Here is a 23,575-nt window from a genome sequence, read left to right as displayed (position 1 = left end):
TGCCGCACTCCAGCCATGCTGATCTTCTGACAGCGAAGAAACGAGGACATTAAACGATGGCAAAAATCTTCTGCGTCGCGAATCAGAAGGGCGGCGTTGGAAAGACGACGACAGCAGTGAACTTGGCAGCTAGTCTCGCGGGTCTCGGCCAGCGCGTGCTGTTGATCGACCTCGATCCGCAGGGGAACGCGACGATGGGCAGCGGCGTGGACAAAGCCGCCTGCGAGAACACGGTGTACGAGGTGCTGGTAGATGGCGTCACGTTGCGCGAAGCACGCGTGAGTCCGGAAGCCGTGGGCTACGATGTGCTGCCGGCAAATCGCGAACTGGCGGGCGCGGAAGTGGAGTTGGTCGGCATGGAGAACCGCGAGCGCATTCTACGCGCCGCCATTGCCGACATAGCGCCGGACTATGATTTCGTGCTGATCGATTGTCCGCCCGCATTGTCGCTGCTTACGCTGAACGCGCTGTGCGCGGCGCACGGCGTCATCATCCCGATGCAGTGCGAATACTTCGCGCTCGAAGGTCTCTCGGACCTCGTCAACACCATCAAGCAGATTCACGCCAATCTCAACCGCGACCTCAAGGTGATCGGACTGTTGCGCGTGATGTTCGATCCTCGGATCACGCTGCAGCAGCAGGTATCGGATCAACTCAAGGCGCACTTCGGCGACAAGGTGTTCGACGTCGTCATTCCGCGCAACGTGCGTCTCGCCGAGGCGCCCAGCTACGGCTTGCCCGGCGTCGTGTTCGACAAGGCGTCGCGCGGCGCGCAGGCGTACGTCCAGTTCGGCGCGGAGATGATCGAGCGCCTGCGCGCGCTGCAACCCCAATCGATGCGGCAGGAAACGCCGACGGAGGAACCGAAATGAACGCTGTGATGAAGAAAAAGGGTTTGGGCCGCGGTCTCGACGCATTGCTCGGCGGCAGCGTCGACATCACGGAAGCCGTGCGCGGCGAGGGCACGCCGACGGTGCTGGCGCTCGACAAGCTGCAAGCAGGCAAGTACCAGCCGCGCACGCGAATGGACGAAGGCGCGTTGCAGGAGCTTGCCTCGAGCATTCGCGCGCAGGGCTTGATGCAGCCGATTCTCGTGCGCTCCGTCGGCGACGATCATTACGAGATCATCGCGGGCGAGCGGCGTTTCCGCGCGGCGCGTCTTGCCGGTCTCGACGAAGTGCCGGTGCTGGTGAAGAACGTCCCTGATCAGGCCGCCGCGGCCATGGCGCTGATCGAAAATATCCAGCGCGAGGACCTGAATCCGCTGGAAGAAGCGCAGGGCATCCAGCGTCTCCTCGACGAATTCAGCTTCACGCATGAGCAAGCCGCCGAAGCAGTCGGGCGTTCGCGCAGCGCAGTATCGAACCTGCTGCGTCTGTTGAATCTGGCGTCGCCCGTTCAGACGATGCTGCTTGCCGGCGATCTCGACATGGGGCACGCGCGCGCGCTGTTGTCCGTCGACGCCGCCACGCAGATCCAGCTGGCGAACCATGTGGTGAACCGCCGCTTGTCGGTGCGGGAAACGGAGCGCCTCGTTGCCGCGACGCTGAAGCAGACGCCCGCGAAGGCGCGCCCGCCAAGCGACGGCGGACGCGACACGCGTCGTCTCGAAGAGGAGTTGTCGGATCTGCTCGCGGCCAGTGTGAAGATCAAGGTCGGCGGCCGGGGGCGCGGTAAGGTCACGATCGACTTCGGCAATCTGGACGCGCTCGAAGGCATTCTGACGAAGCTGCGCGGCAGCATCGAAACGCCGACGCCCGCAGCGTAAAGGCAAGGGTCGATCTTGTCCGAGCTCGATGCCAAGGGCGTGCGCCCCGACTTCCCGGCACGCATCTGGAAGACGATTTCGAAGGAACCGGTGCTCGCGATACTCGTGCTCGCGCTGGTTCTCATCGAGGTCGTCCGTCCCCAGCCGTTGACGGCGCTGCCCGGTCTGGTCGACTGGCAGACGGTGCTCACGCTCGCCGGTCTGCTGATCCTGACCAAAGCGATCGAATTGTCAGGATTCCTAATTTGGGCGGCGCATCGGCTGGTGCATCACATACATGGCGAGCGCGGGCTCGCGCTGCTGCTCGTCGCGCTGGCGGCCGGCCTGTCCACGCTGCTGACCAACGATGTCGCGCTGTTCGCCGTCGTCCCGCTCGCGCTGTCGCTCAACAAGCTGGCGCCGCTGCCGATCAAGAAGCTCGTGATCGTGATCGCGCTGGCAGTCAATGCCGGCTCGATTTTGACTCCGCTCGGCAATCCTCAGAACCTGTTTCTCTGGCAGACGAGCGGCGTTCCCTTCGGCGTCTTCGTGTGGAACCTGCTGCCGTTGTGCGCGGCGCTGATGGCATTGTTGTTCGCGCTGACATTCGCGATGTTTCGCGCGACGCCGCTCGACCTCTCCGGCGATGCGGAGGCGCATCGCGTGGACCGGAGACTATGCGGCATCAGCATCGTCGCGTTCGGCGTTTTCGTGGCGCTGGCGGACGCGCATCACGCGGGTCCGGCGCTGGCGGCGCTGGCCGTCGGCTTCCTCCTCTGGCGACGCGAGGTCGTGCTGAAGATCGACTACCTCCTGCTGCTCATCTTCGTGCTGATGTTCATCGTGCTTCGCAGTGCTGCCGCGTTGCCGACCATCCACGATGCCATTGCGCGCATCGGCATCCACTCGCCGGTGCGCGCGTTCGCCGCCGGCGCGGTGCTCTCGCAGGGCATCAGTAACGTGCCGGCGGCCATCGTGCTCGCGGAGTTCTCGAAGGACTGGCGCGCGCTCGCGTTCGGCGTGAGCGTCGGCGGGTTCGGCGTGGCAATTGGCTCGCTCGCGAATCTCATCGCTGTGCGTCTGTCGGGCGAGAAGGGCATGTGGACGCCGTTCCACGTCGTGTCGATACCGTTCTGGATCGCGGCCATGGCGATCGGCTGGGCGCTCGTTTGAAGTGTCCGACGCAATCGGTTTCAATCTGAAAATCTGCTTGCAATCGCAAGAAAAATCTCGCTTTTGAGACCGTTTTTTAAGGTTCGTCCGCTTGGCTTTTGACGCACCTAAACTATTGAATCCGTGACAACAATCGCTTACAATCCCCCGGATTTATCAGCTAGGCCACCTCGAAAGCGCCGCGAAAGCGCAAGGTGATTCTCCGGACACTGGGTTGAAGGCCTGAAGCCGAGCGCGAGTACTTCGCGCGAGGACCTCGGGCAAATGCGACGCACATGCGCAAACGAAACATGCAAGTCAGTGCTCGCTCGACCGGCGATAACCACGCCACCGGAAATCAGCCGCGCAATTCGCCTGACGACTCGTGGGACGCCGAAGCGCAAGATAACAATATCGTTCCGCTCACACGGGATCAGGCAGAAAAGCTGTTCGGCCCGCAAGTGAGTCGTCCATCGCGTGTCACGCCGTATCGCGTCGTGGCGGCGCAAATGGTTTTGTCCCTGGGTGCGACGCTGCTTTGGTGGCTGTTTTACAAGCCGCCGGGCGATGCTGCGCTGTCCGCCTTTCTGGGAGGAGCGATCGCCTGGGTGCCCGCGGCTCTGTTCGCCGCGCGCCTGAAGGCGAAAAGCGGCGCGGAAACGATCATGAGCTGGATGATCGGCGAAGGCGTCAAGATGGGAGCGACGATTGCTATGTTCGTCGCCGTCGCGCTCTGGTATAAGAGCGCGCTGTGGCTGCCGTTGCTCGTCACGTACATCGTCGCGCTGAAAGCGTACTGGGTGGCCATGGCGCTGCGATGACCTTGCGCCGGCCGGTCTTCATGACCTCCCGGGTAGGTGCGGCGCAGCGTTGCCGTAGGTAGCATGAACATGAGTGCGGAACGCGTTCCGCACACGGGCCTCTCGCCCCGGAGCCGCGACGCGAAGCGGCGGCTCGGAAGCGAAGGCGGCGAAAGATTTTTGACAATTTGGGTGGCTTTAACGATATGGCAGCTAGCGAAGGAACGCACGCTCTGGATCCGTCCGAGTACATTGCGCACCACTTGCAGAATCTTTCCACGCATCCGCAGACGTCGATCTTCGACATCCACGTCTGGAATCTGGACACGCTGTTCTGGTCCATCGTATGCGGCCTTTTGACCATCATCATTCTGGGCCTCGCGGCTCGTCGGGCGACGTCCGGGGTGCCCGGCCGTTTCCAGTGCGCAATCGAAATGCTCGTGGAAATGGTCGAAGACCAGTCGAAGTCGATGATTCACGGCAGCCGCCGTTTCATCGCGCCGCTCGCGCTGACCGTGTTCGTCTGGGTCGCGCTGATGAACTCGCTCGACTTCATCCCCGTTGACTTGCCTGGCCGCGTGATCGGCTGGCTCGGGCTCGAGCACGCGCTTCCGCATCATCGCATCGTGCCGACGGCCGACCTGAACGGCACCATCGGCATCGCGCTGGGCGTCTTGCTGCTGATGCTCTACTACAACATCAAGATCAAGGGCGCCGGCGGTTTCGTGCACGAACTGCTGTCCGCTCCGTTCGGCTCGCATCCGGTTCTGTGGATTCCGAACCTCGCGCTGAACATCATCGAGTTCGCCGCCAAAACGGTTTCCCTCGGCATGCGACTTTTCGGCAACATGTACGCCGGCGAGCTGCTGTTCCTGCTGATCGCGCTTCTCGGCAGCATGTGGACCTTCGGTGCGAACCTGTCCGTGCTCGGCTTCATTGGCCATGTGATCGCGGGCACGGTGTGGGCAGTGTTCCACATCCTGATCGTGTTCCTGCAGGCCTTCATTTTCATGATGCTGACGCTGGTGTATCTCGGCCAGGCGCATGACACGCACTAACGTGAGCGTGCCGGGGTCCGGAATCGTCAAAGAATCACAGTTTTAATTTTTATAAATCCAGTTCCAAAGTCTTTAATCAAAGGAGTGATCATGCAAGCTTTCATCGCCAACATCCAGGGTCTGACCGCCGTCGGTATCGGCATCATCATCGGCCTGGGTGCAATCGGCGCCTGTATCGGTATCGGTCTGATGGGCGGCAAGTACATTGAAGCATGCGCCCGCCAGCCGGAACTGATGAACCCGCTGCAGACCAAGATGTTCCTGCTGGCTGGTCTGATCGACGCGGCGTTCCTGATCGGCGTTGGTGTGGCAATGCTGTTTGCGTTCGCGAACCCGCTGCTCGCGCGTCTCGCAGGCTGAGGTTTCTCGGAAGTGCGCGTCCGAATTTTTGACAGGACGCAGAACGGAACGGGTGAGGCGCTGATCGAGCACAACAGCCGGTTAGCGCCTTTTAACCGTTTCACTCTCCGATCAAGCAACGTTTAAGGAAACACCGTGAATCTCAACGCAACCCTGTTTGCGCAAATGGTCGTGTTTCTGATCCTCGCGTGGTTCACGATGAAGTTCGTGTGGCCGCCGTTGATCAACGCCCTCGACGAGCGCTCGAAGAAGATTGCCGACGGCCTCGCCGCCGCCGACAAGGGCAAGGCGGAACTGGAAGCCGCGCACAAGCGCGTCGACCAGGAACTCGCGCAGGCTCGCAACGACGGCCAGCAGCGCATTGCTGACGCCGAGAAGCGCGCCGCAGCCGTCGCCGAAGAAATCAAGGCCAACGCGCAAGCCGAAGCCGCGCGCATCATCGCGCAGGCCAAGGCGGACGCCGACCAGCAAATCGTCAAGGCGCGTGAAGCCCTGCGTGCCGAAGTCGCGGCGCTGGCCGTGAAGGGCGCAGAGCAAATTCTGAGGCGCGAAGTCGATCAGAAGGCTCACGCCGATCTGCTGAATCAACTCAAAACCGAGCTCTGATCATGGCCGAATTTGCAACCATCGCTCGTCCTTACGCAGAAGCGCTGTTCCGCGTGGCCGAAACCGGCGATCTCGCGGGCTGGTCCACCTTCGTCGAGGAGCTGGCACAGGTTGCGCGTCTGCCCGAAGTGGAATCGGTCGCCTCGAGCCCGAAAGTGAGCCGCGAGCAGATCACGGACTTGCTGCTCGCCGCGGTGAAGTCGCCGCTCGCTCAGGGCAACGCTCAGGCAAAGAACTTCGTGCGCATGCTGGTGGACAACCATCGTCTGCCGCTGCTGCCGGAAATCGCCGTCCAGTTCGACGAGCTGAAGAACGCCCGTGAAGGTGCGGCCGACGCGCATATCGTCAGCGCGTTCCCCCTCGAAGGCGCACAGTTGAACGACCTGGTCGCAAGCCTCGAACGCAAGTTCGAGCGCAAGCTGAAACCGATCGTCGAAATCGATCAGTCGCTGATCGGCGGCGTTCGCGTGACGGTCGGCGACGAAGTGCTCGATACCTCGGTCCGCGCGCGCCTAGCCAGCATGCAGACGGCGCTCACCGCCTGACGCTTCTTGGAAGCGCCTTAGCTGGCACGCAACAGAATTGACTATCAGGAGCGAATAATGCAACTCAATCCCTCTGAGATCAGCGAGCTGATCAAGAGCCGGATCCAGGGCCTTGAAGCGAGCGCGGACGTTCGCAACCAGGGCACCGTGATCTCCGTGACCGACGGTATCGTGCGTATCCACGGCCTGTCGGACGTGATGCAGGGCGAAATGCTCGAGTTTCCGGGCAACACCATCGGTCTTGCACTGAACCTCGAGCGTGACTCCGTCGGCGCCGTTATTCTCGGTGAGTACGAGCACATCACGGAAGGCGACATCGTCAAGACGACGGGCCGCATTCTGGAAGTGCCGGTCGGCCCGGAACTGATCGGCCGCGTGGTCGACGCGCTCGGCAACCCGATCGACGGCAAAGGCCCGATCAACGCCAAGATGACCGACGCTATCGAAAAGATCGCACCGGGCGTGATCTGGCGTAAGTCGGTGTCGCAGCCGGTGCAGACGGGTCTGAAGTCGATCGACGCGATGGTGCCGATCGGCCGCGGCCAGCGCGAGCTGATCATCGGCGACCGTCAGTGCGGCAAGAGCGCCGTGGCTGTCGACGCGATCATCAACCAGAAGGGCAAGAACCTCATCTGTATCTACGTCGCGATCGGCCAGAAGGCTTCGTCGATCATGAACGTGGTGCGCAAGCTCGAAGAAACCGGCGCAATGGCTTACACCATCGTCGTCGCGGCTTCGGCTTCGGAATCGGCAGCGATGCAATACCTCGCGCCGTACGCCGGCTGCACGATGGGCGAATACTTCCGCGATCGCGGCGAAGACGCGCTGATCGTCTATGACGACTTGACCAAGCAAGCATGGGCGTATCGCCAGATCTCGCTGCTGCTGCGCCGTCCGCCGGGCCGTGAAGCGTATCCGGGAGACGTGTTTTATCTGCACTCGCGTCTGCTCGAGCGCGCGGCTCGCGTCTCGGAAGAGTACGTCGAGAAGTTCACGAACGGCGAAGTGAAGGGCAAGAGCGGTTCGCTGACGGCGCTGCCGGTCATCGAAACGCAAGCCGGCGACGTGACCGCGTTCGTTCCGACGAACGTGATCTCGATTACCGACGGCCAGATCTTCCTGGAAACCGACCTGTTCAACGCCGGTATCCGCCCTGCGATCAACGCGGGCGTGTCGGTGTCGCGCGTCGGTGGCGCGGCTCAGACCAAGGTCGTGAAGAAGCTGTCGGGCGGTATCCGTACCGACCTCGCGCAGTATCGTGAACTGGCGGCGTTCGCGCAGTTCGCGTCGGACCTCGACGAAGCCACCCGCAAGCAGTTGGAGCGCGGCCGCCGCGTGACGGAACTGCTGAAGCAGCCGCAGTATCAGCCGCTGCAAGTGTGGGAACTGTCGGTGTCGCTGTTCGCGGCCAACAACGGCTATCTCGACGATCTGGAAGTTGCGCAAGTGCTGCCGTTCGAAAAGGGCCTGCGCGAATACCTGAAGACGAGCCATGCCGATCTGATTAAGCGCATCGAAGACAACAAAGACTTGTCGAAGGACGACGAAGGCGCGCTGCATGCCGCGCTGAAGGACTTCAAGAAGTCGGGCGCTTATTGATCGGGACTGAGGAGCAACGCGCGGCGCGTCATCGGATGGACGCCGCGCGGCTTCGATCAAGGAGTAAGCAATGGCTGGAATGAAGGAAATTCGCGGCAAGATCAAGAGCGTGCAGAACACGCGCAAGATCACGAAAGCGATGGAAATGGTCGCCGCATCCAAGATGCGCCGCGCCCAGGAGCGCATGCGTTCCGCCCGTCCGTACGCTGACCGAGTCCGCGCAATCGCAGCGCACATGAGCGCCGCGAATCCCGAGTATCGTCACCCGTTCATGGTGAAGAACGACGGCGCGAAAGCGGCTGGCCTGATCCTCGTCACGACCGACAAGGGTCTGTGCGGCGGCATGAACACGAACATCCTGCGTGCGTCGCTGAACCGCATCAAGGAACTGGATCAGAGCGGCGTGTCCATCGAGGCGTCGGCCATCGGCGGCAAGGGACTCGGCTTTCTGAACCGGCTGCGCGCCCGTGTCGTGTCGCAAGTCACGCAATTGGGCGACACGCCGCATCTGGAAAAGCTGATCGGGGCGATCAAGGTGCAGCTCGACTTGTACTCGGAAGGCAAGGTCAACGCGGTGTACCTGGCGTACACGCGCTTCGTCAACACGATGAAGCAGGAGCCGGTGATCGAGCAACTTCTGCCGCTGTCGATCGACGATCTCCATAAGCAGGAAAGCGAAGCCGAAACGCCGAAGACGTCGTGGGATTACATCTACGAGCCGGACGCGCAAACCGTGGTGGACGACCTGCTCGTGCGCTACGTCGAGGCGCTCGTCTATCAGGCGGTCGCGGAAAACATGGCGTCTGAGCAATCGGCGCGCATGGTCGCGATGAAGGCGGCGTCGGACAACGCGAAACAAGTGATCAACGAACTGCAGCTCGTCTACAACAAGAGCCGTCAGGCTGCGATTACGAAAGAATTGTCGGAAATCGTCGGCGGCGCCGCGGCGGTCTGATTTTGCTGACCGCGTGAAAGAACACAGTATCTAAAGGAAATGCGATGAGTACTACTGCTTTGGTAGAAGGCAAGATCGTACAGTGCATCGGCGCCGTTATCGACGTGGAGTTTCCGCGTGCGGAAATGCCGAAGATTTACGACGCGCTCATTCTGGAAGGCACGGAACTGACGCTCGAAGTCCAGCAGCAGCTGGGCGACGGCGTGGTCCGCACCATCTGTCTGGGTGCATCCGACGGCCTGCGCCGCGGCACGATGGTCAAGAACACCGGCAAGCCGATCAGCGTGCCGGTCGGCAAGCCGACGCTCGGCCGAATCATGGACGTGCTCGGCCGTCCGATCGACGAAGCGGGCCCGATCGAATCGACGAACCTGCGTTCGATTCACCAGCAAGCGCCTTCGTTCGACGAGCTGTCGCCGTCGACCGAACTGCTCGAAACCGGCATCAAGGTTATCGACTTGATCTGCCCGTTCGCGAAGGGCGGTAAGGTCGGTCTGTTCGGTGGCGCCGGCGTGGGCAAGACCGTGAACATGATGGAACTCATCAACAACATCGCGAAGGAACACGGCGGTTACTCCGTGTTCGCGGGCGTTGGTGAGCGTACCCGTGAAGGGAACGACTTCTATCACGAAATGAAGGACTCGAACGTTCTGGACAAGGTCGCGCTGGTGTACGGCCAGATGAACGAGCCGCCGGGCAACCGTCTGCGCGTCGCGCTGACCGGCCTGACGATGGCCGAGCACTTCCGTGACGAAGGTCTCGACGTGCTGTTCTTCGTGGACAACATCTACCGTTTCACGCTGGCAGGCACGGAAGTGTCGGCACTGCTCGGCCGTATGCCGTCGGCAGTGGGCTATCAGCCGACGCTGGCTGAAGAAATGGGCAAGCTGCAAGAGCGCATCACGTCGACCAAGACTGGCTCGATCACGTCGGTTCAGGCCGTGTACGTCCCTGCGGACGACTTGACCGACCCGTCGCCGGCTACGACCTTCGGCCACCTGGACGCAACCGTCGTGTTGTCGCGTGACATCGCTTCGCTCGGTATCTATCCGGCCGTGGACCCGCTCGATTCGACCTCGCGTCAGATCGACCCGAACGTGATCGGTGAAGAGCATTACTCGATCACGCGCGGCGTGCAGCAAACGCTGCAGCGCTACAAGGAACTGCGCGACATTATCGCGATTCTGGGCATGGACGAACTGTCGCCGGAAGACAAGCTGTCGGTCGCGCGCGCTCGCAAGATCCAGCGTTTCCTCTCGCAGCCGTTCCACGTCGCTGAAGTGTTCACGGGTTCGCCGGGCAAGTACGTGCCGCTGAAGGAAACCATTCGCGGCTTCAAGATGATCGTGGAAGGCGAATGCGATCACCTGCCGGAACAGGCGTTCTACATGGTTGGCACGATCGACGAAGCCTTCGAAAAGGCCAAGAAGATCCAGTAAAGGTCGGGTGTAACGAAGCGGACGCCGGCTCACGCCGGCGTCCTCGAACTACGCTCAACCCAGGAGTTGGACAACATGGCAACCATCAAAGTAGACGTCGTCAGCGCGGAAGAGCAGATCTTCTCGGGCCAGGCGAAGTTCGTCGCGCTGCCGGGCGAGTCCGGTGAGCTCGGCATTCTGCCGGGTCACACGCCGCTCATCACGCGCATTCGTCCGGGCGCGGTGCGCATCGAGGCGGAAGACGGCTCGGAAGAGTTCGTGTTCGTCGCGGGCGGCATTCTGGAGATTCAGCCGGGCATCGTGACCGTGCTGGCCGACACCGCCATTCGCGGCGCCGATCTGGACGAAGCCAAGGCCGAGCAAGCGAAGAAGCGCGCCGAGGAAGCGATGCAGAACAACGCATCCGAACTCGAGTACGCTACGGCGCAAGCCGAGCTGGCGTATGCCGCAGCGCAGCTCGCAGCGATTCAGCGTCTGCGCAAGGCGCACGCGAAGCACTGAGCGAGACGCACATTCGCGAGTCAAGAAAGCAGCCTCCGGGCTGCTTTTTTTATGCGGGCATGCCTCGGCAAATGTGCATATCGGATGCGCGACGTTTCCGCTATGCGCCTAACGCATTGATTCGACGAAGCCTCGACCGATCCGACCGACAAGCATTGCGGGTAACACTGAATGCCCGCTCGCGGCGTCGCCATGCACAATGGCCTTCCAATTAGCCTTCATCCGGGCGGAGTCCATCGATGGCACACGAACCGACGCACGCCGGCGCGCAGATCGAACCGCGCGACGGCCTCTCTTATGTCCGCGGCGCGACCCATATCCCGCTCAGCGATGCCACCGTCTCGCGCTTTCTGCTGGAAACGGTCGCGCGCTTTCCAGACCGACCGGCCGTCGTGTTTCGCGAACAGAGCATCCGCTGGACGTGGCGTGAGTTCGCCAATGAGGTCGACGCGCTCGCGACCGCGCTGCTGCAACTCGGCCTCAAAGCGGGCGATCGCGTCGGCATCTGGTCGCCGAATCGCGCTGAATGGCTGCTGACACAATTCGCCACCGCGCGCATCGGCGCCGTGCTGGTCAACATCAACCCGGCGTATCGGCTGGCCGAACTGGAATACGCGCTGCAGAAGGTCGGTTGCACGGCCATCATCGCGGCCGAGCAATTCAAGACGTCGAAATATCTCGACATGCTTCAGGCACTCGCGCCCGAGTTGGCCGACGCCGAGCTCAACGACCTGCACGCGGCCAAGCTGCCTGCGCTGCGCACAGTGGTTCGCATGGGCGACGGCACCACGCCCGGCATGCTGAATTTCGACGACGTGATGCGCCGGGGCCGCGCCGCGGTCGACACCGCGCGGCTCGACTCGCTCGAAGCCAAACTCGACGCCCACGACGCGATCAACATCCAGTTCACGAGCGGCACGACCGGCAACCCGAAGGGCGCGACGCTGACGCATCGGAACATCGTGAACAACGCGCGCTTCATCGCGATGGCCATGCGCCTGACCGAGGCCGATTCGCTCTGCATTCCCGTGCCGCTGTATCACTGCTTCGGCATGGTGCTGGCGGTGCTCGCGTGCGTATCGACGGGCGCGGCGATGGTCTTTCCCGGCGAAGCGTTCGATCCCGCTGCGACGCTCGCCGCCGTTCACGAAGAGGGCTGCACCGCGCTGCACGGCGTGCCGACGATGTTCATTGCGGAACTGGATCACCCCGATTTCGCGAAGTACGACCTGAGCCGCCTGCGCACCGGCATCATGGCGGGCTCGCCGTGCCCGATCGAAACAATGAAGCGCGTGGTGTCGAAGATGCACCTGAGCGACATCACCATCGCCTATGGCATGACGGAGACGAGCCCCGTTTCGTTCCAAAGCTCGACGACGGACCCGCTCGACAAGCGCACGGCCACCGTCGGCCGCATTCAGCCGCATCTAGAGGTAAAGATCGTCGATGCGCTCGGGCAAATCGTGCCGGTCGGCGAAACGGGCGAACTTTGCACGCGCGGTTATTCGGTGATGAAAGGCTATTGGGGCGATGAAGCCAAGACGCGCGAGGCGATCGTCGATGGCTGGATGCACACTGGCGATCTCGCGACGCTCGACGCCGAGGGTTACTGCAATATCGTCGGGCGATTAAAGGACATGCTGATACGCGGCGGCGAGAACATTTATCCGCGCGAAATCGAAGAATTTTTGTTCCGCCATCCCAAGATCCAGTCGGTTCAGGTTTTCGGCGTGCCCGACGCGAAATACGGCGAGGAAGTCTGCGCATGGATCGTGGTGCGTCCGGGTGAGCAGGCGACGGAGCAGGAAATCCGCGCTTTTTGCGAAGGGCAGATCGCGCACTACAAGATTCCGCGCTATATCCGTTTCGTCGACGAGTTGCCGATGACGGTCACCGGCAAGGTGCAGAAGTTCGTGATGCGCGCGCAGATGATCGACGAACTGAAGCTGACCGAAGCGAAGACCGCCTGATCGAGATGTCTAGACGGCCGGCAAACGACAAAGGGAGCGCAGCGCGCTCCCTTCTGTCATGGGCAAACGATACGACAAACGCCCGAAGCGCAAGCGCGCAAACGTTTGTCGAGGCGAAAAAAAAGCGGGCCTGGAGCCCGCTAAAAACCACACGCTACGGGGTTAGCGCGAGGAGACCAACTGTGGGAGCTTCGGTCTTGCCTTCAAACCGAAGAACGATCCCAACACGGATGCCCCCTATTCGGAGCGCCGGACCATGCCGGCTTGCGATTTGCGTTGCGGTTTCCGCAGCGCAATCGAGACCACCCGTGTTGAAACCGTTTGAACAGATTGTGGGCGAATTGATTGACGGCGGCCGTAACAAAGTGTTTCAGGTTGTAACCCAAGGTGCATAATCGTCGAGCTAAACATTCTCCCCTGAAACCGCTAATGTCTGGCCATTTATTGCGAGTTAATTGGGCCATTTATTCGTTTGCCCGGACGCCAGTGCAAAATGCAGTTCAAACGGCGGCGGCCGGTTTCGCTATTCTTCAGAAAAATAGCACGGGCGGACGCATGAAAACGATTTTTTGGTGTGTTTTCAATGCGCCTCCACTACGCAAAACACTAATTGGAGACGTGCATGACGATCGATTCGGACCTTCTTCAGTATTACAGCCGCGTCGCGGAAGCCTTCCCGCCGCTCGGCCCCGACGCGGACGCATCGGCCGTGCGTCAGCGCTTCAAGGCGGTCGCGCAGGCGTATTCGGGCGAGCGCGACGACGCGATCGCCGTCGAGGACATTGACGTTTCTTTACAAAGCCGCACGATTGCCGCGCGCATTTATCGGCCGAAGGCGGCGAGCGGACCGCTGCCGTTGCTCGTTTACTTTCACGGCGGCGGCTGGGTGGTGGGCGACATCGAGACGCACGACGGCCTCGCCGCGCGGCTCGCGCTCGATGCGCAGTGTGCCGTCGCGAGCGTCGATTACCGGCTCGCGCCGGAGAATCCGTTTCCCGCTCCGTGCGACGACGCATTGGACGCGCTTCTGTGGCTGGCCGAACATCGCTCGCGGCTTGGCTTCGCGACGGACAGGCTGGGCGTCGGTGGCGACAGCGCGGGCGCGCATCTGGCGGTCGTCGCGGCGCGCGGCGCGAACCAGCGCGTGGCGGGCCTCGTCAACATGCAACTGCTGCTGTATCCGGTGATGCGACGCCAGTTCGACAGCCCGAGTTGTCTTGCGAATGCCAATGGACCGGGCCTGACCAACGACGAAATGCGCTGGTACTGGACGCAGTTCCTGTCCGGCGCCGCGCCCGACGAGCACGACGTGCGCGCGTTCCCGCTCGCCGAGCCGTACGAGCGGACGCCCGCGCGCGCCTTGATCGTCGCGGCCGCCTACGATCCGCTCTACGACGACGCCTACGAGCTTCAGCGTTTCCTCGAAGCCAACGGCGGACGCGTCGAGATGATCGACGCGACGAACATGACGCATGGCTTCGGCCGCCTGCATGCGCAGTCCGGCGCGGCGCGCGACTGGTTGCGGCAAATCGGCGAGCGCGCGGGCGAACTGCTGCGCGCGGATCGCTGACGCGTTACTTCAACCACTTGTCGACGACAGTCTGAAACTCGCCGGTCGAGCGGGCGAGATGCAGCCACTGATCCACATACTGCTGCCACGCGACGTCCCCGCGCGGCAGCAGATACGCCTTCTCGCCGAACTGGAACGGCTTGTCCGGATGCACCGAGCACAGACCGGGATTCAGCTTCTGCTGAAGCAGCGTCTCGGAGGCGTCCGTGACCATGACATCGGCGCGGCCGTCGAGTATCTGCTTGAAGATCGTCACGTTGTCCGGATACTCGATCAATTGCGAGTGCGAGAAGTACTGCTTCGCGAACCGTTCGTTAGTGCCGCCCGGATTGACGATCGTGCGCACGTTTGGCTGGTCGATCTGCGCGACGGTCTGATACTTGTCGACGTCGCCGCAACGCACGATCGGCGTCTTGCCGTCTTCCATGTACGGCGCGGTGAAGAACGCGCGCTTCTGCCGCTCGAGCGTCGTCGACACACCGCCGACCGCGATATCGCACTTCGCGACAAAGTCGTTCATCAGATTCGACCACGACGTCTTGACGTAATCGGCTTTCGCGCCGAGCGACTTCGCGAGACTGTCCGCGAGATCGATGTCGATGCCTTCGAACTGACCGTCCGGCCGCAAGAACGAATACGGCTTGTAGTCGCCGGTCGTGCAGACGCGCAGCGTGTGGCGCGCGAGCACTTCGTCGAGCCGCGAGGCGTACGCGGGCGCGGCCTGCACGACGCTGCCGCCCTGAACGGTCTGGGCGTGCGCGACGCTCGATGCGAGAAGCGGCCAAGTCAGCGCGCAGGCGGCAAGACTGAAGGACATGCGTTTCATCGAATCTCCTGGTTCTAGTTGTGATGGGCCGCGACGACGCCCGCGGCCATCGATGATAACGAGCGTCCGTGCGTCTGCAAATCATCTCGAAAAGCTCGCGACGCGCGCCGATTTGCCGCCGCGCTGCCGCGAAAACGGGCAGCCGGTCCGGTAGAATGGACGATTCTTCAGGCTTCGGCACCGAGCGACGTGGCACACACTCTTCTCAACGACACCTTTTTGCGTGCGCTGCTGCGCCAGCCGACCGAATACACGCCGATCTGGCTGATGCGTCAGGCCGGCCGTTATCTGCCCGAATACAACGCCACGCGCTCGCGCGCCGGCAGTTTCCTCGGTCTTGCGAAGAACCCGGATTTCGCCACCGAAGTCACGCTGCAACCGCTCGAACGCTATCCGCTCGACGCCGCGATTCTCTTTTCCGACATCCTCACCGTTCCTGACGCGATGGGCCTCGGCCTGAATTTCGTGCAGGGCGAAGGTCCGCGTTTCGAACGCACGGTGCGCACGGAAGACGACGTGAAGCGTCTCTCGGTGCCGGACATCGACGCGACGCTGCGCTATGTCACCGACGCCGTGAGCCAGATCCGCCGCGCGCTCACCGACGCGCAAGGCCGCCAGAAGGTGCCGCTCATCGGCTTTTCCGGCAGCCCGTGGACGCTCGCGTGCTACATGGTCGAAGGCGGCGGCTCGGACGATCACCGGACCGTGAAGGCGATGGCCTACGCGCGGCCCGACCTTATGCACCGGATTCTCGACATCAATGCGCAGGCCGTGACCGCGTATCTGAACGCGCAGATCGAGGCGGGCGCGCAAGCGGTCATGATTTTCGATACGTGGGGCGGGGCGCTTGCCGACGGCGCGTATCAACGCTTTTCGCTCGACTACATTTCCAAGGTCGTCGCGGGTCTGAAGCGCGAACACGACGGGGCGCGCGTTCCGGTCATCACGTTCACGAAGGGCGGCGGGCTGTGGCTCGACGAGATCGCCGCCACGGGCGTGGATGCGGTCGGCCTGGACTGGACGGTGAACCTGGGCGCGGCGCGTGAGCGCGTGGGCGGTCGCGTTGCGCTACAAGGCAATATTGATCCGGCCGTTCTCTTTGCCCCGCCAGAAGCCATTCGCGCCGAAGCGCGCGGCGTCCTGGACAGCTTCGGGAATTTTCCGGGCCACGTGTTCAATCTGGGACACGGCATCTCGCAGTTCACGCCGCCGGAGCACGTCGCGGAACTGGTCGACGAAGTGCATCAGTACAGTCGGGACATGCGCGCGCGCGGCGTGCCCCGTTAGTCCGCGATGCTGCATTGCAGCGAACGTCGACAACTGCGGTAGCCGGCGCGTGCGGCCCTGCAATCGCAATCGCCCGCCGTTCGCGGACTCCCCGGATGTCAAGGTGGACTTATGCACATTTTGTTCGTTGCGTCGCGCCATCAGACATATCGGCGGGCGCAGGCCATAAAACCCGGCTATGCTTCCTGTAACTCCTTGATTTAAAACAACTTATAAGAGTCTTGTCCGATATGTGGACAAACGCACATAAGGGATCCGTGACATTGTTTGCGGCGGCCCGAACGGCACTTCTCAACAAAGTTATCCACAGGCCTGTGGAAAGCAGCGGAACACGAGAAAAAACCGGCCACTTCTCGGCGACTTTGACACTCCACTTTAAGTTCGAGCGGCCTCGCCTTACGCGGCCGTCGCACGGCCGCAGGGCCGCCTCTCGCGGGCGCTTCGCACAATGACGGACGTGTTCGTGCGAGTCGCCGTCGATCAGCCCATGCCCGTGCTGTTCGACTACCGCTATGCGTTGGCCGGCGAACCGGCCGTCGGCGCACTCGTCGAGGTACCGTTCGGACGGCGCGACGTCGTAGGGCTGATCTGCGAGGTCACGTCCGCCACCGACGTGCCGCCGAATAAGTTGCGCGACGTGACCCGCATGTGCCGCGAATGCCCGCCGCTTTCCACGCAGTGGATCGCGCTCGCGCATTTTGCGGCGGAATATTATCAGCGCGGACTGGGCGAAGTGGCGCTGCCGGCGCTTCCGCAAGCCTTGCGCGACGCCTCGCGCTGGGATCGACTGCTCGCGGTCGAGGAGCGTTTCCGGCTGCTCCCCGCCGGTCGCGATGCACTCCCGGACGCGCTGCCGGTGCGCGCCCACGGGCTGCGCCGTCTCGCCGCGGCGCTCGCGGAACATGACTTGTTGACCGTATCCGACGCTCGCGCGATGCATCCGAAGGCGTCCGCCACTTTCGACGACTGGCTCGCGCGCGGCTGGATCGAACGCGCCGCGCAAGGCGAAGCGACACGGCCCGACGCGCCGTCTTCGCCGACCGGCGGGGCGTCGCTCCCGCAACTCACCGACGAACAACGCGAAGCCGTCGATGCGATCGCGGGCGCGCAGGGCTTCGCGCCATTCCTGCTGCACGGCGTGACGGGCAGCGGCAAGACCGAGGTCTATCTCCACGCGCTGGCCGCGTTGCTCGCGGCGCGGCCCGACGCGCAGGCGCTCGTCCTCGTCCCCGAGATCAATCTCACGCCGCAGTTCGAAGCGGCTTTTCGCCAGCGATTCGCCGTGCTCGCGCCGGATTCCATCGTCACCATGCACAGCGGCCTGGCCGAAGGCGAGCGCGCGCGCAACTGGCTCGCGGCTCACACCGGCAGCGCGCGAATCGTGCTCGGCACGCGGCTCGCCATTCTCGCGTCGATGCCGAGCCTCGCGATGATCGTCGTCGACGAGGAACACGATCCGGCCTACAAGCAGCAGGAAGGCTTGCGCTATTCGGCGCGGGATCTGGCGGTGTATCGCGCGAAGCAACTGGAAATTCCGGTGGTGCTCGGGTCCGCGACGCCCTCGCTCGAAACCTGGTGGCAGGCCGAGCAAGGCCGTTACACGCGACTGACACTGACGCGCCGCGCGGTGACCGACGCCGCCCTGCCGACCGTGCGGCTCATCGATCTGGAGGAAGAGCACCGGCGCGGCCGGGCGTCAGTCGAAGGGCTGTCGGGGCCGCTCATCGCGGCGCTGAAATCGCGGCTGGAGCGCGGCGAGCAGAGCCTCGTCTTTCTGAACCGACGCGGCTACGCGCCGATCCTCTCGTGCGATGCCTGCGGCTGGGTCGCGGGCTGCCCGCGTTGCAGCGCCTATGCGGTGCTGCATAAGCCGGAGCGCGCGCTGCGCTGCCACCACTGCGGCTGGGAATCGCGCATTCCGAAGTCGTGCCCGGATTGCGGCAACATCGATATCGCGCCGATGGGCCGTGGCACGCAACGCGTCGAGGAAACGCTGGCGAGCGTGGTGCCGGGCGCGCGCGTGCTGCGCATCGACGCCGACAGCACGCGGCGCAAAGGCAGCGCGCAGGCGCTGTTTTCGGACGTCCACGCGGGCGAGGTCGATATTCTCGTCGGCACGCAGATGATCGCGAAAGGACACGACTTCCGGCGCGTGACGCTCGTCGGCGTGCTGAACGCGGACACGGCGCTCTTCTCGCACGACTTCCGCGCGAGCGAACGGCTCTTCGCGCAACTGACGCAGGTCAGCGGCCGCGCGGGCCGCGCCGGGCTGCCCGGCGAAGTGCTGATCCAGACGCGCTATCCGCGCCACGCGCTTTACCTCGCTTTGTCGCGACAAGACTACGTCGGATTCGCAAACGCCACGCTTGCCGAGCGACGGGACGCGCGCCTGCCGCCCTTCGTCTATCAGGCGATGCTGCGCGCCGAAGGCCGCACGCTCGAAGCCGCGATCGCGTTTCTCGAAGACGCCGCCGCCGCGTTCGCGCCGTTGCCCGGCGCGGAACGCGTGACCGTCTACGATCCCGTGCCGCTCACCATCGTCAAGGTGTTCAACGTGCACCGCGCGCAACTGCTGCTGGAAAGCGCCTCGCGCGCCGCGCTGCAAACGGCGCTGCGAGCGTGGCAGCCGGTGCTGCGCTCGCTCAAAGGCGTGCTGCGCTGGAACGTGGAAGTCGACCCGCTCGACGTGTAAAACGCGGCGGGCCGATCGGCGCTCGTCAGACTTTCGCGCGCGATGCCTCCGCGCCGCCGCGAACCGGCGTCGCCTCGTCGCGCGTATCGTCGACATGATGCGTGCGCGACGACGCCCCGCGCACGAACAGCACCATGCAAAGCGCGAACATCGCCCAAACCCCGACCACCACCATCCACGTGCTCATGTTGTCGTTCCCCGTAGCTGCTTTTGTAGCGCCGGACGGCGCGCATCGCTTTATATCGGCAGCGGGGACGCATTTACTTAGGGGTTGTCCCAAAAAAGAGTGGGTTAGGGAAACTACTAGGCTATTTCCGCCACCGGACAAGCATCTGAAAAACCACGGAGAAGCCCGCCCCGCAAGGGTTTCGACGCGGTGCAACCCTCTCGAAAATGCCGGTTGCACCTTTTATATCAGCGGAGTACGATTCGCCAACTTTTAGGTCCCTGGCCGGGTAAGCGTGACCGGCAAACGAAGGAAATATGGCGAGCACAACCCTTGGCGTGAAAGTCGACGATTTGCTGCGGTCCCGGCTGAAAGACGCCGCCACGCGACTGGAACGCACCCCACACTGGCTGATCAAGCAGGCGATCTTCGCGTATCTGGAGCGGATCGAGCACGGCCAGCTTCCGCCGGAACTCTCGGGCGCGAACGGCACCTCGGAGATGAGCGACGCCGCGACTGTCGAAGGCGACGAAGACGGCGCGCCGCACCCGTTCCTCGAATTCGCGCAGAACGTGCAACCGCAGTCCGTGCTGCGCGCGGCGATCACGGCGGCGTATCGCCGACCTGAGCCGGAGTGCGTGCCGTTTCTGATCGGTCAGGCGCGACTGCCGTCCACCGTCGCCGCCGACACCGAAAAGCTCGCGACGAAGCTCGTTGAAACGCTCCGCGCGAAAAGCAAGGGCGGCGGCGTCGAAGGTCTGATTCACGAATTCTCGCTGTCGAGTCAGGAAGGCGTGGCGCTGATGTGCCTCGCCGAGGCGCTCTTGCGCATTCCCGACCGCGCCACGCGCGACGCGCTGATCCGCGACAAGATCAGCAAGGGCGACTGGCGCTCGCACATGGGCCAGGCGCCGTCGTTGTTCGTCAACGCCGCGACGTGGGGCCTGATGATCACCGGCAAACTGGTGACGACGAATAGCGAAGCCGGCCTCTCGTCGGCGCTCACGCGCATGATCGGCAAGGGCGGCGAGCCGCTGATCCGCAAGGGCGTCGATATGGCGATGCGTCTGATGGGCGAGCAGTTCGTCACCGGCGAGACCATCTCCGAAGCGCTCGCGAACAGCCGCAAGTTCGAAGCGCGCGGTTTCCGCTACTCCTACGACATGCTCGGCGAAGCCGCGACGACGGAAGAAGACGCGCAGCGTTACTACGCGTCGTACGAGCAGGCCATTCACGCGATCGGCAAGGCGGCCGGCGGGCGAGGCATCTACGAAGGCCCGGGCATTTCGATCAAGCTGTCGGCGCTGCATCCGCGCTACTCGCGCTCGCAGCAAGAACGCACGATGAGCGAACTGCTGCCGCGCGTGCGCGCGCTGGCGCAACTCGCGCGGCGCTATGACATCGGCCTGAACATCGACGCCGAAGAAGCCGACCGTCTCGAACTCTCGCTCGATCTGCTCGAAGCGCTGTGCTTCGATCCGGAACTGGCGGGCTGGAACGGCATCGGCTTCGTGGTGCAGGCGTATCAGAAGCGCTGCCCGTTCGTGATTGACTATCTGGTGGATCTCGCGCGCCGCAGCCGTCACCGTTTGATGATTCGTCTCGTGAAAGGCGCGTACTGGGATACCGAAATTAAGCGCGCGCAAGTGGACGGCCTCGAAGGCTATCCGGTCTACACGCGCAAGATTTATACGGACATCTCGTATCTCGCGTGCGCGAAGAAGCTGCTCGGCGCGCCGGATGCCGTCTATCCGCAATTCGCCACGCACAACGCGTACACGCTGTCGGCCATCTATCACCTCGCGGGACAGAACTACTATCCCGGCCAGTACGAGTTCCAGTGCCTGCACGGCATGGGCGAGCCGCTGTACGAGGAAGTCACCGGCCGCGACAAGCTGAACCGTCCGTGCCGCGTGTATGCGCCGGTCGGCACGCACGAAACGCTGCTCGCGTATCTCGTTCGCCGTCTTTTGGAGAACGGCGCGAACACGTCGTTCGTGAACCGCATCGCGGATGAATCGGTTCCAGTGAAAGATCTCGTGCGCGATCCGATCGACGAAGCGCAAGCCATCACGCCGCTCGGCGCGCCGCACGCGAAGATTCCGCTGCCGCGTCAGCTTTACGGCAACGAGCGCCTCAATTCTATGGGCCTCGATTTGTCGAACGAGCATCGGCTGGCGTCGCTGTCGTCGGCCCTGCTCGCGAGCGCGAATCATCCGTGGCAAGCCGTGCCGATGCTCGAACGCGATGATCCGCAAAACGGCGTCGCGCGCGAGATTCGCAATCCGGCGGATCATCGCGATGTGGTCGGCACGGTGGTCGAGGCGTCGTCGCAACAGGTAAGCGCGGCGCTCGCGAACGCGGTGGCCGCCGCGCCGATCTGGCAGGCGACGCCCGTCGAAGACCGCGCTGATTGCCTGTCGCGCGCCGCCGACCTGCTCGAAGCGCAGATGCACACGCTGATGGGCCTCGTCGTGCGCGAAGCGGGCAAGTCGCTGCCGAACGCGATCGCGGAAATTCGCGAAGCCGTCGATTTCCTGCGCTACTACGCGTCGCAGATTCGCGCGGAGTTTTCGAACGACACGCATCGCCCGCTCGGGCCGGTGGTGTGCATCAGCCCGTGGAATTTCCCGCTGGCCATCTTCATGGGTCAGGTCGCGGCCGCGCTCGCGGCGGGCAATCCGGTGCTCGCGAAACCTGCCGAGCAGACGCCGCTGATCGCCGCGCAAGCCGTGCGCATTCTGCGCGAAGCCGGCGTGCCGGCGGGCGCGGTGCAACTGCTGCCGGGCGATGGCGAAACCGTCGGCGCGGCTCTGGTCGCCGATGCCCGCACGCGTGCGGTCATGTTCACCGGCTCGACGGAAGTCGCGCGCCTCATCAACAAGACGCTGTCGGAGCGCCTCGATTCCGACGGCCGCCCGATCCCGCTCATCGCGGAAACCGGTGGCCAGAACGCGATGATCGTCGATTCGTCGGCGCTCGCGGAGCAGGTCGTCGCAGACGTGATGCAGTCTTCGTTCGATTCGGCCGGTCAACGCTGCTCGGCGCTGCGCGTTCTTTGTCTCCAGGACGATGTCGCCGACCGCACGCTCGACATGCTGACCGGCGCGATGAAGCAGCTCGCCGTGGGCAACCCGGACCGCCTGTCGGTGGATGTCGGTCCCGTGATCGACGCCGACGCGAAGCGCAGCATCGACGCGCACATCGCAGCGATGCGCGAGAAGGGCCGCAAGGTCGTGCAGCAGCCGCTGCCCGATGCGTGCGCCCAAGGCACCTTCGTGCCGCCGACGCTGATCGAGCTGGAAAGCATCGACGAGCTGAAGCGCGAAGTGTTCGGACCGGTGCTGCATGTGGTGCGTTACCGCCGTGCGTCTCTTGATAAACTCCTCGACCAAATTCGCTCGACGGGGTACGGACTCACGCTCGGCATCCATACGCGGATCGACGAAACCATCGCGCATGTGATTCAGCGCGCGCACGTGGGCAATATCTACGTGAACCGCAACGTGATCGGCGCAGTGGTCGGCGTGCAACCGTTTGGCGGCGAAGGTCTGTCGGGCACGGGTCCGAAGGCGGGCGGTGCGCTGTACTTGCAGCGTCTGTTGGCCAAGCGCCCGACCGGCTTGCCGAAGTCGCTCGCGAGCACGCTGGTCGTCGATGAAACGCCGGCCGCCAACACGCCCGCCGCCGCGCTTACCGCGTTGCGCGACTGGGCCATCGGCGAACGCGACCCGCAGACGGCCGCGCGTTGCGACGGTTATCTGCAACACGTACTCGCGGGCGCGACGGCGGTGCTGTCCGGTCCGACGGGCGAGCGCAACACGTACACGTTGAGCGCGCGCGGCACGGTGTTCTGCGTCGCATCGACGGCGAGCGGCGCGCGAGCGCAATTCGCCGCGGTGCTGGCGACCGGCAACAAGGCGCTCTTCGCGGGATCGGCGGGCGAGCAACTGGTGGCATCGCTGCCGCCCGCGCTGAAGGCGCACGCGTCGGTGAGCAAGGATCCGGCAGCCGGCTACGATGCCGTGCTGTTCGAAGGCGACAGTGACGAACTGCTGTCGCTGGTGAAGGAAGTCGCGAAGCGCCCGGGGCCGATCGTATCGGTGCAGGGCGTCGCGGCGGGCACGTTCGCCGACGCTGGCCACGACGGCGAAGACTACGCGCTCGAACGTCTGCTGACGGAACGCTCGGTGAGCGTTAACACGGCGGCGGCGGGCGGTAACGCGAATTTGATGACGATCGGTTGAGACTTGCGGCGCCCGGTTCAGACAAATTCAAAACAAACGGCAGCAGGCACGGCGA

Annotated in this window: 19 protein-coding genes; 17 read left to right on the top strand and 2 right to left on the bottom strand. The window is 63.5% G+C overall.

Going from position 1 to position 23,575, the window contains the following annotated elements; genetic code table 11:
- Window positions 1-56 precede the first annotated feature (56 nt).
- From HWX53_RS01150 to HWX53_RS01085, 14 genes are all read left to right on the top strand, one after another.
- Window positions 57-872, top strand: a complete 816-nt coding sequence (locus HWX53_RS01150; protein ID WP_175938673.1) for a ParA family protein — start codon at window positions 57-59, stop codon at window positions 870-872.
- A complete protein-coding gene (locus HWX53_RS01145) occupies window positions 869-1,768 on the top strand; it encodes a ParB/RepB/Spo0J family partition protein (RefSeq protein WP_175938671.1) in 900 nt (299 codons plus the stop codon). The genes HWX53_RS01150 and HWX53_RS01145 overlap by 4 nt, the downstream gene beginning before the upstream one ends.
- Before the next feature lie 39 nt (window positions 1,769-1,807).
- Window positions 1,808-2,920, top strand: a complete 1,113-nt coding sequence (locus HWX53_RS01140; protein ID WP_175940554.1) for an SLC13 family permease — start codon at window positions 1,808-1,810, stop codon at window positions 2,918-2,920.
- A gap of 275 nt (window positions 2,921-3,195) precedes the next feature.
- Entirely contained in the window at window positions 3,196-3,720 is a 525-nt protein-coding gene (locus HWX53_RS01135; RefSeq protein WP_175938669.1) for an ATP synthase subunit I, read from the top strand.
- 185 nt (window positions 3,721-3,905) lie between these two features.
- A complete protein-coding gene (atpB, locus tag HWX53_RS01130) occupies window positions 3,906-4,757 on the top strand; it encodes a F0F1 ATP synthase subunit A (RefSeq protein WP_175938667.1) in 852 nt (283 codons plus the stop codon).
- A 90-nt stretch (window positions 4,758-4,847) separates the two neighbouring features.
- Window positions 4,848-5,117, top strand: coding sequence for a F0F1 ATP synthase subunit C (atpE, locus tag HWX53_RS01125; RefSeq protein WP_175938665.1), 270 nt, complete (start codon window positions 4,848-4,850; stop codon window positions 5,115-5,117).
- Window positions 5,118-5,252: 135 nt separating this feature from the next.
- Window positions 5,253-5,723, top strand: coding sequence for a F0F1 ATP synthase subunit B (locus tag HWX53_RS01120; RefSeq protein ID WP_175938663.1), 471 nt, complete (start codon window positions 5,253-5,255; stop codon window positions 5,721-5,723).
- A 2-nt stretch (window positions 5,724-5,725) separates the two neighbouring features.
- Window positions 5,726-6,268, top strand: coding sequence for a F0F1 ATP synthase subunit delta (locus HWX53_RS01115; protein ID WP_175938660.1), 543 nt, complete (start codon window positions 5,726-5,728; stop codon window positions 6,266-6,268).
- Between the two features lie 57 nt (window positions 6,269-6,325).
- Window positions 6,326-7,867, top strand: coding sequence for a F0F1 ATP synthase subunit alpha (gene atpA / locus HWX53_RS01110; RefSeq protein WP_175938658.1), 1,542 nt, complete (start codon window positions 6,326-6,328; stop codon window positions 7,865-7,867).
- A gap of 70 nt (window positions 7,868-7,937) precedes the next feature.
- On the top strand, window positions 7,938-8,822 hold the full coding sequence (gene atpG, locus HWX53_RS01105) for a F0F1 ATP synthase subunit gamma (RefSeq protein WP_175938656.1): 885 nt from the start codon (window positions 7,938-7,940) through the stop codon (window positions 8,820-8,822).
- A gap of 44 nt (window positions 8,823-8,866) precedes the next feature.
- On the top strand, window positions 8,867-10,261 hold the full coding sequence (atpD, locus tag HWX53_RS01100; protein WP_175938653.1) for a F0F1 ATP synthase subunit beta: 1,395 nt from the start codon (window positions 8,867-8,869) through the stop codon (window positions 10,259-10,261).
- Window positions 10,262-10,336: 75 nt separating this feature from the next.
- On the top strand, window positions 10,337-10,762 hold the full coding sequence (locus HWX53_RS01095) for a F0F1 ATP synthase subunit epsilon (protein WP_175938650.1): 426 nt from the start codon (window positions 10,337-10,339) through the stop codon (window positions 10,760-10,762).
- 239 nt (window positions 10,763-11,001) lie between these two features.
- Window positions 11,002-12,732: an AMP-binding protein gene (locus HWX53_RS01090; RefSeq protein WP_175938649.1), complete on the top strand. Its 1,731-nt coding sequence runs from the start codon at window positions 11,002-11,004 to the stop codon at window positions 12,730-12,732.
- Window positions 12,733-13,354: 622 nt separating this feature from the next.
- Window positions 13,355-14,302, top strand: coding sequence for an alpha/beta hydrolase (locus tag HWX53_RS01085; RefSeq protein ID WP_175938647.1), 948 nt, complete (start codon window positions 13,355-13,357; stop codon window positions 14,300-14,302).
- Window positions 14,303-14,306: 4 nt separating this feature from the next.
- On the opposite strand, the gene HWX53_RS01080 is transcribed toward HWX53_RS01085, so the two are convergent.
- On the bottom strand, window positions 14,307-15,128 hold the full coding sequence (locus tag HWX53_RS01080; RefSeq protein WP_175938645.1) for a transporter substrate-binding domain-containing protein: 822 nt from the start codon (window positions 15,126-15,128) through the stop codon (window positions 14,307-14,309).
- Window positions 15,129-15,317: 189 nt separating this feature from the next.
- On the opposite strand from HWX53_RS01080, the gene hemE reads away from it, so the two are divergent.
- Both hemE and HWX53_RS01070 read left to right on the top strand, forming a co-directional pair.
- Window positions 15,318-16,415, top strand: coding sequence for a uroporphyrinogen decarboxylase (hemE, locus tag HWX53_RS01075; RefSeq protein WP_175938643.1), 1,098 nt, complete (start codon window positions 15,318-15,320; stop codon window positions 16,413-16,415).
- Between the two features lie 448 nt (window positions 16,416-16,863).
- A complete protein-coding gene (locus tag HWX53_RS01070; RefSeq protein WP_175938641.1) occupies window positions 16,864-19,107 on the top strand; it encodes a primosomal protein N' in 2,244 nt (747 codons plus the stop codon).
- Window positions 19,108-19,132: 25 nt separating this feature from the next.
- Here HWX53_RS01070 and HWX53_RS01065 read toward each other — a convergent pair whose 3' ends face one another.
- On the bottom strand, window positions 19,133-19,294 hold the full coding sequence (locus tag HWX53_RS01065; RefSeq protein ID WP_175938639.1) for a hypothetical protein: 162 nt from the start codon (window positions 19,292-19,294) through the stop codon (window positions 19,133-19,135).
- A 296-nt stretch (window positions 19,295-19,590) separates the two neighbouring features.
- Here HWX53_RS01065 and putA point away from each other — a divergent pair, with 296 nt between their 5' ends.
- A complete protein-coding gene (gene putA / locus HWX53_RS01060) occupies window positions 19,591-23,520 on the top strand; it encodes a trifunctional transcriptional regulator/proline dehydrogenase/L-glutamate gamma-semialdehyde dehydrogenase (protein WP_175938637.1) in 3,930 nt (1,309 codons plus the stop codon).
- The last annotated feature ends 55 nt before the right edge of the window (window positions 23,521-23,575 follow it).

The sequence above is a fragment of the Caballeronia sp. BCC1704 genome (assembly GCF_902833455.1).
In the GTDB taxonomy this organism is placed as follows: Bacteria; Pseudomonadota; Gammaproteobacteria; order Burkholderiales; family Burkholderiaceae; genus Caballeronia.
Note: the sequence above shows the minus strand (reverse complement) of the source record. Positions and strands in the feature narration are given on the sequence as shown.

Bases quoted from the DNA above. Each gene is read 5' to 3' on its own strand.
- HWX53_RS01150 (WP_175938673.1), top strand. From the start codon at position 57: ATGGCAAAAATCTTCTGCGTCGCGAATCAGAAGGGCGGCGTTGGAAAG.
- HWX53_RS01145 (WP_175938671.1), top strand. From the start codon at position 869: ATGAACGCTGTGATGAAGAAAAAGGGTTTGGGCCGCGGTCTCGACGCA.
- HWX53_RS01135 (WP_175938669.1), top strand. From the start codon at position 3,196: ATGCGCAAACGAAACATGCAAGTCAGTGCTCGCTCGACCGGCGATAAC.
- atpB (WP_175938667.1), top strand. From the start codon at position 3,906: ATGGCAGCTAGCGAAGGAACGCACGCTCTGGATCCGTCCGAGTACATT.
- atpE (WP_175938665.1), top strand. From the start codon at position 4,848: ATGCAAGCTTTCATCGCCAACATCCAGGGTCTGACCGCCGTCGGTATC.
- HWX53_RS01115 (WP_175938660.1), top strand. From the start codon at position 5,726: ATGGCCGAATTTGCAACCATCGCTCGTCCTTACGCAGAAGCGCTGTTC.
- atpA (WP_175938658.1), top strand. From the start codon at position 6,326: ATGCAACTCAATCCCTCTGAGATCAGCGAGCTGATCAAGAGCCGGATC.
- atpG (WP_175938656.1), top strand. From the start codon at position 7,938: ATGGCTGGAATGAAGGAAATTCGCGGCAAGATCAAGAGCGTGCAGAAC.
- atpD (WP_175938653.1), top strand. From the start codon at position 8,867: ATGAGTACTACTGCTTTGGTAGAAGGCAAGATCGTACAGTGCATCGGC.
- HWX53_RS01095 (WP_175938650.1), top strand. From the start codon at position 10,337: ATGGCAACCATCAAAGTAGACGTCGTCAGCGCGGAAGAGCAGATCTTC.
- HWX53_RS01090 (WP_175938649.1), top strand. From the start codon at position 11,002: ATGGCACACGAACCGACGCACGCCGGCGCGCAGATCGAACCGCGCGAC.
- HWX53_RS01085 (WP_175938647.1), top strand. From the start codon at position 13,355: ATGACGATCGATTCGGACCTTCTTCAGTATTACAGCCGCGTCGCGGAA.
- HWX53_RS01080 (WP_175938645.1), bottom strand. From the start codon at position 15,128: ATGAAACGCATGTCCTTCAGTCTTGCCGCCTGCGCGCTGACTTGGCCG.
- HWX53_RS01070 (WP_175938641.1), top strand. From the start codon at position 16,864: ATGACGGACGTGTTCGTGCGAGTCGCCGTCGATCAGCCCATGCCCGTG.
- HWX53_RS01065 (WP_175938639.1), bottom strand. From the start codon at position 19,294: ATGAGCACGTGGATGGTGGTGGTCGGGGTTTGGGCGATGTTCGCGCTT.
- putA (WP_175938637.1), top strand. From the start codon at position 19,591: ATGGCGAGCACAACCCTTGGCGTGAAAGTCGACGATTTGCTGCGGTCC.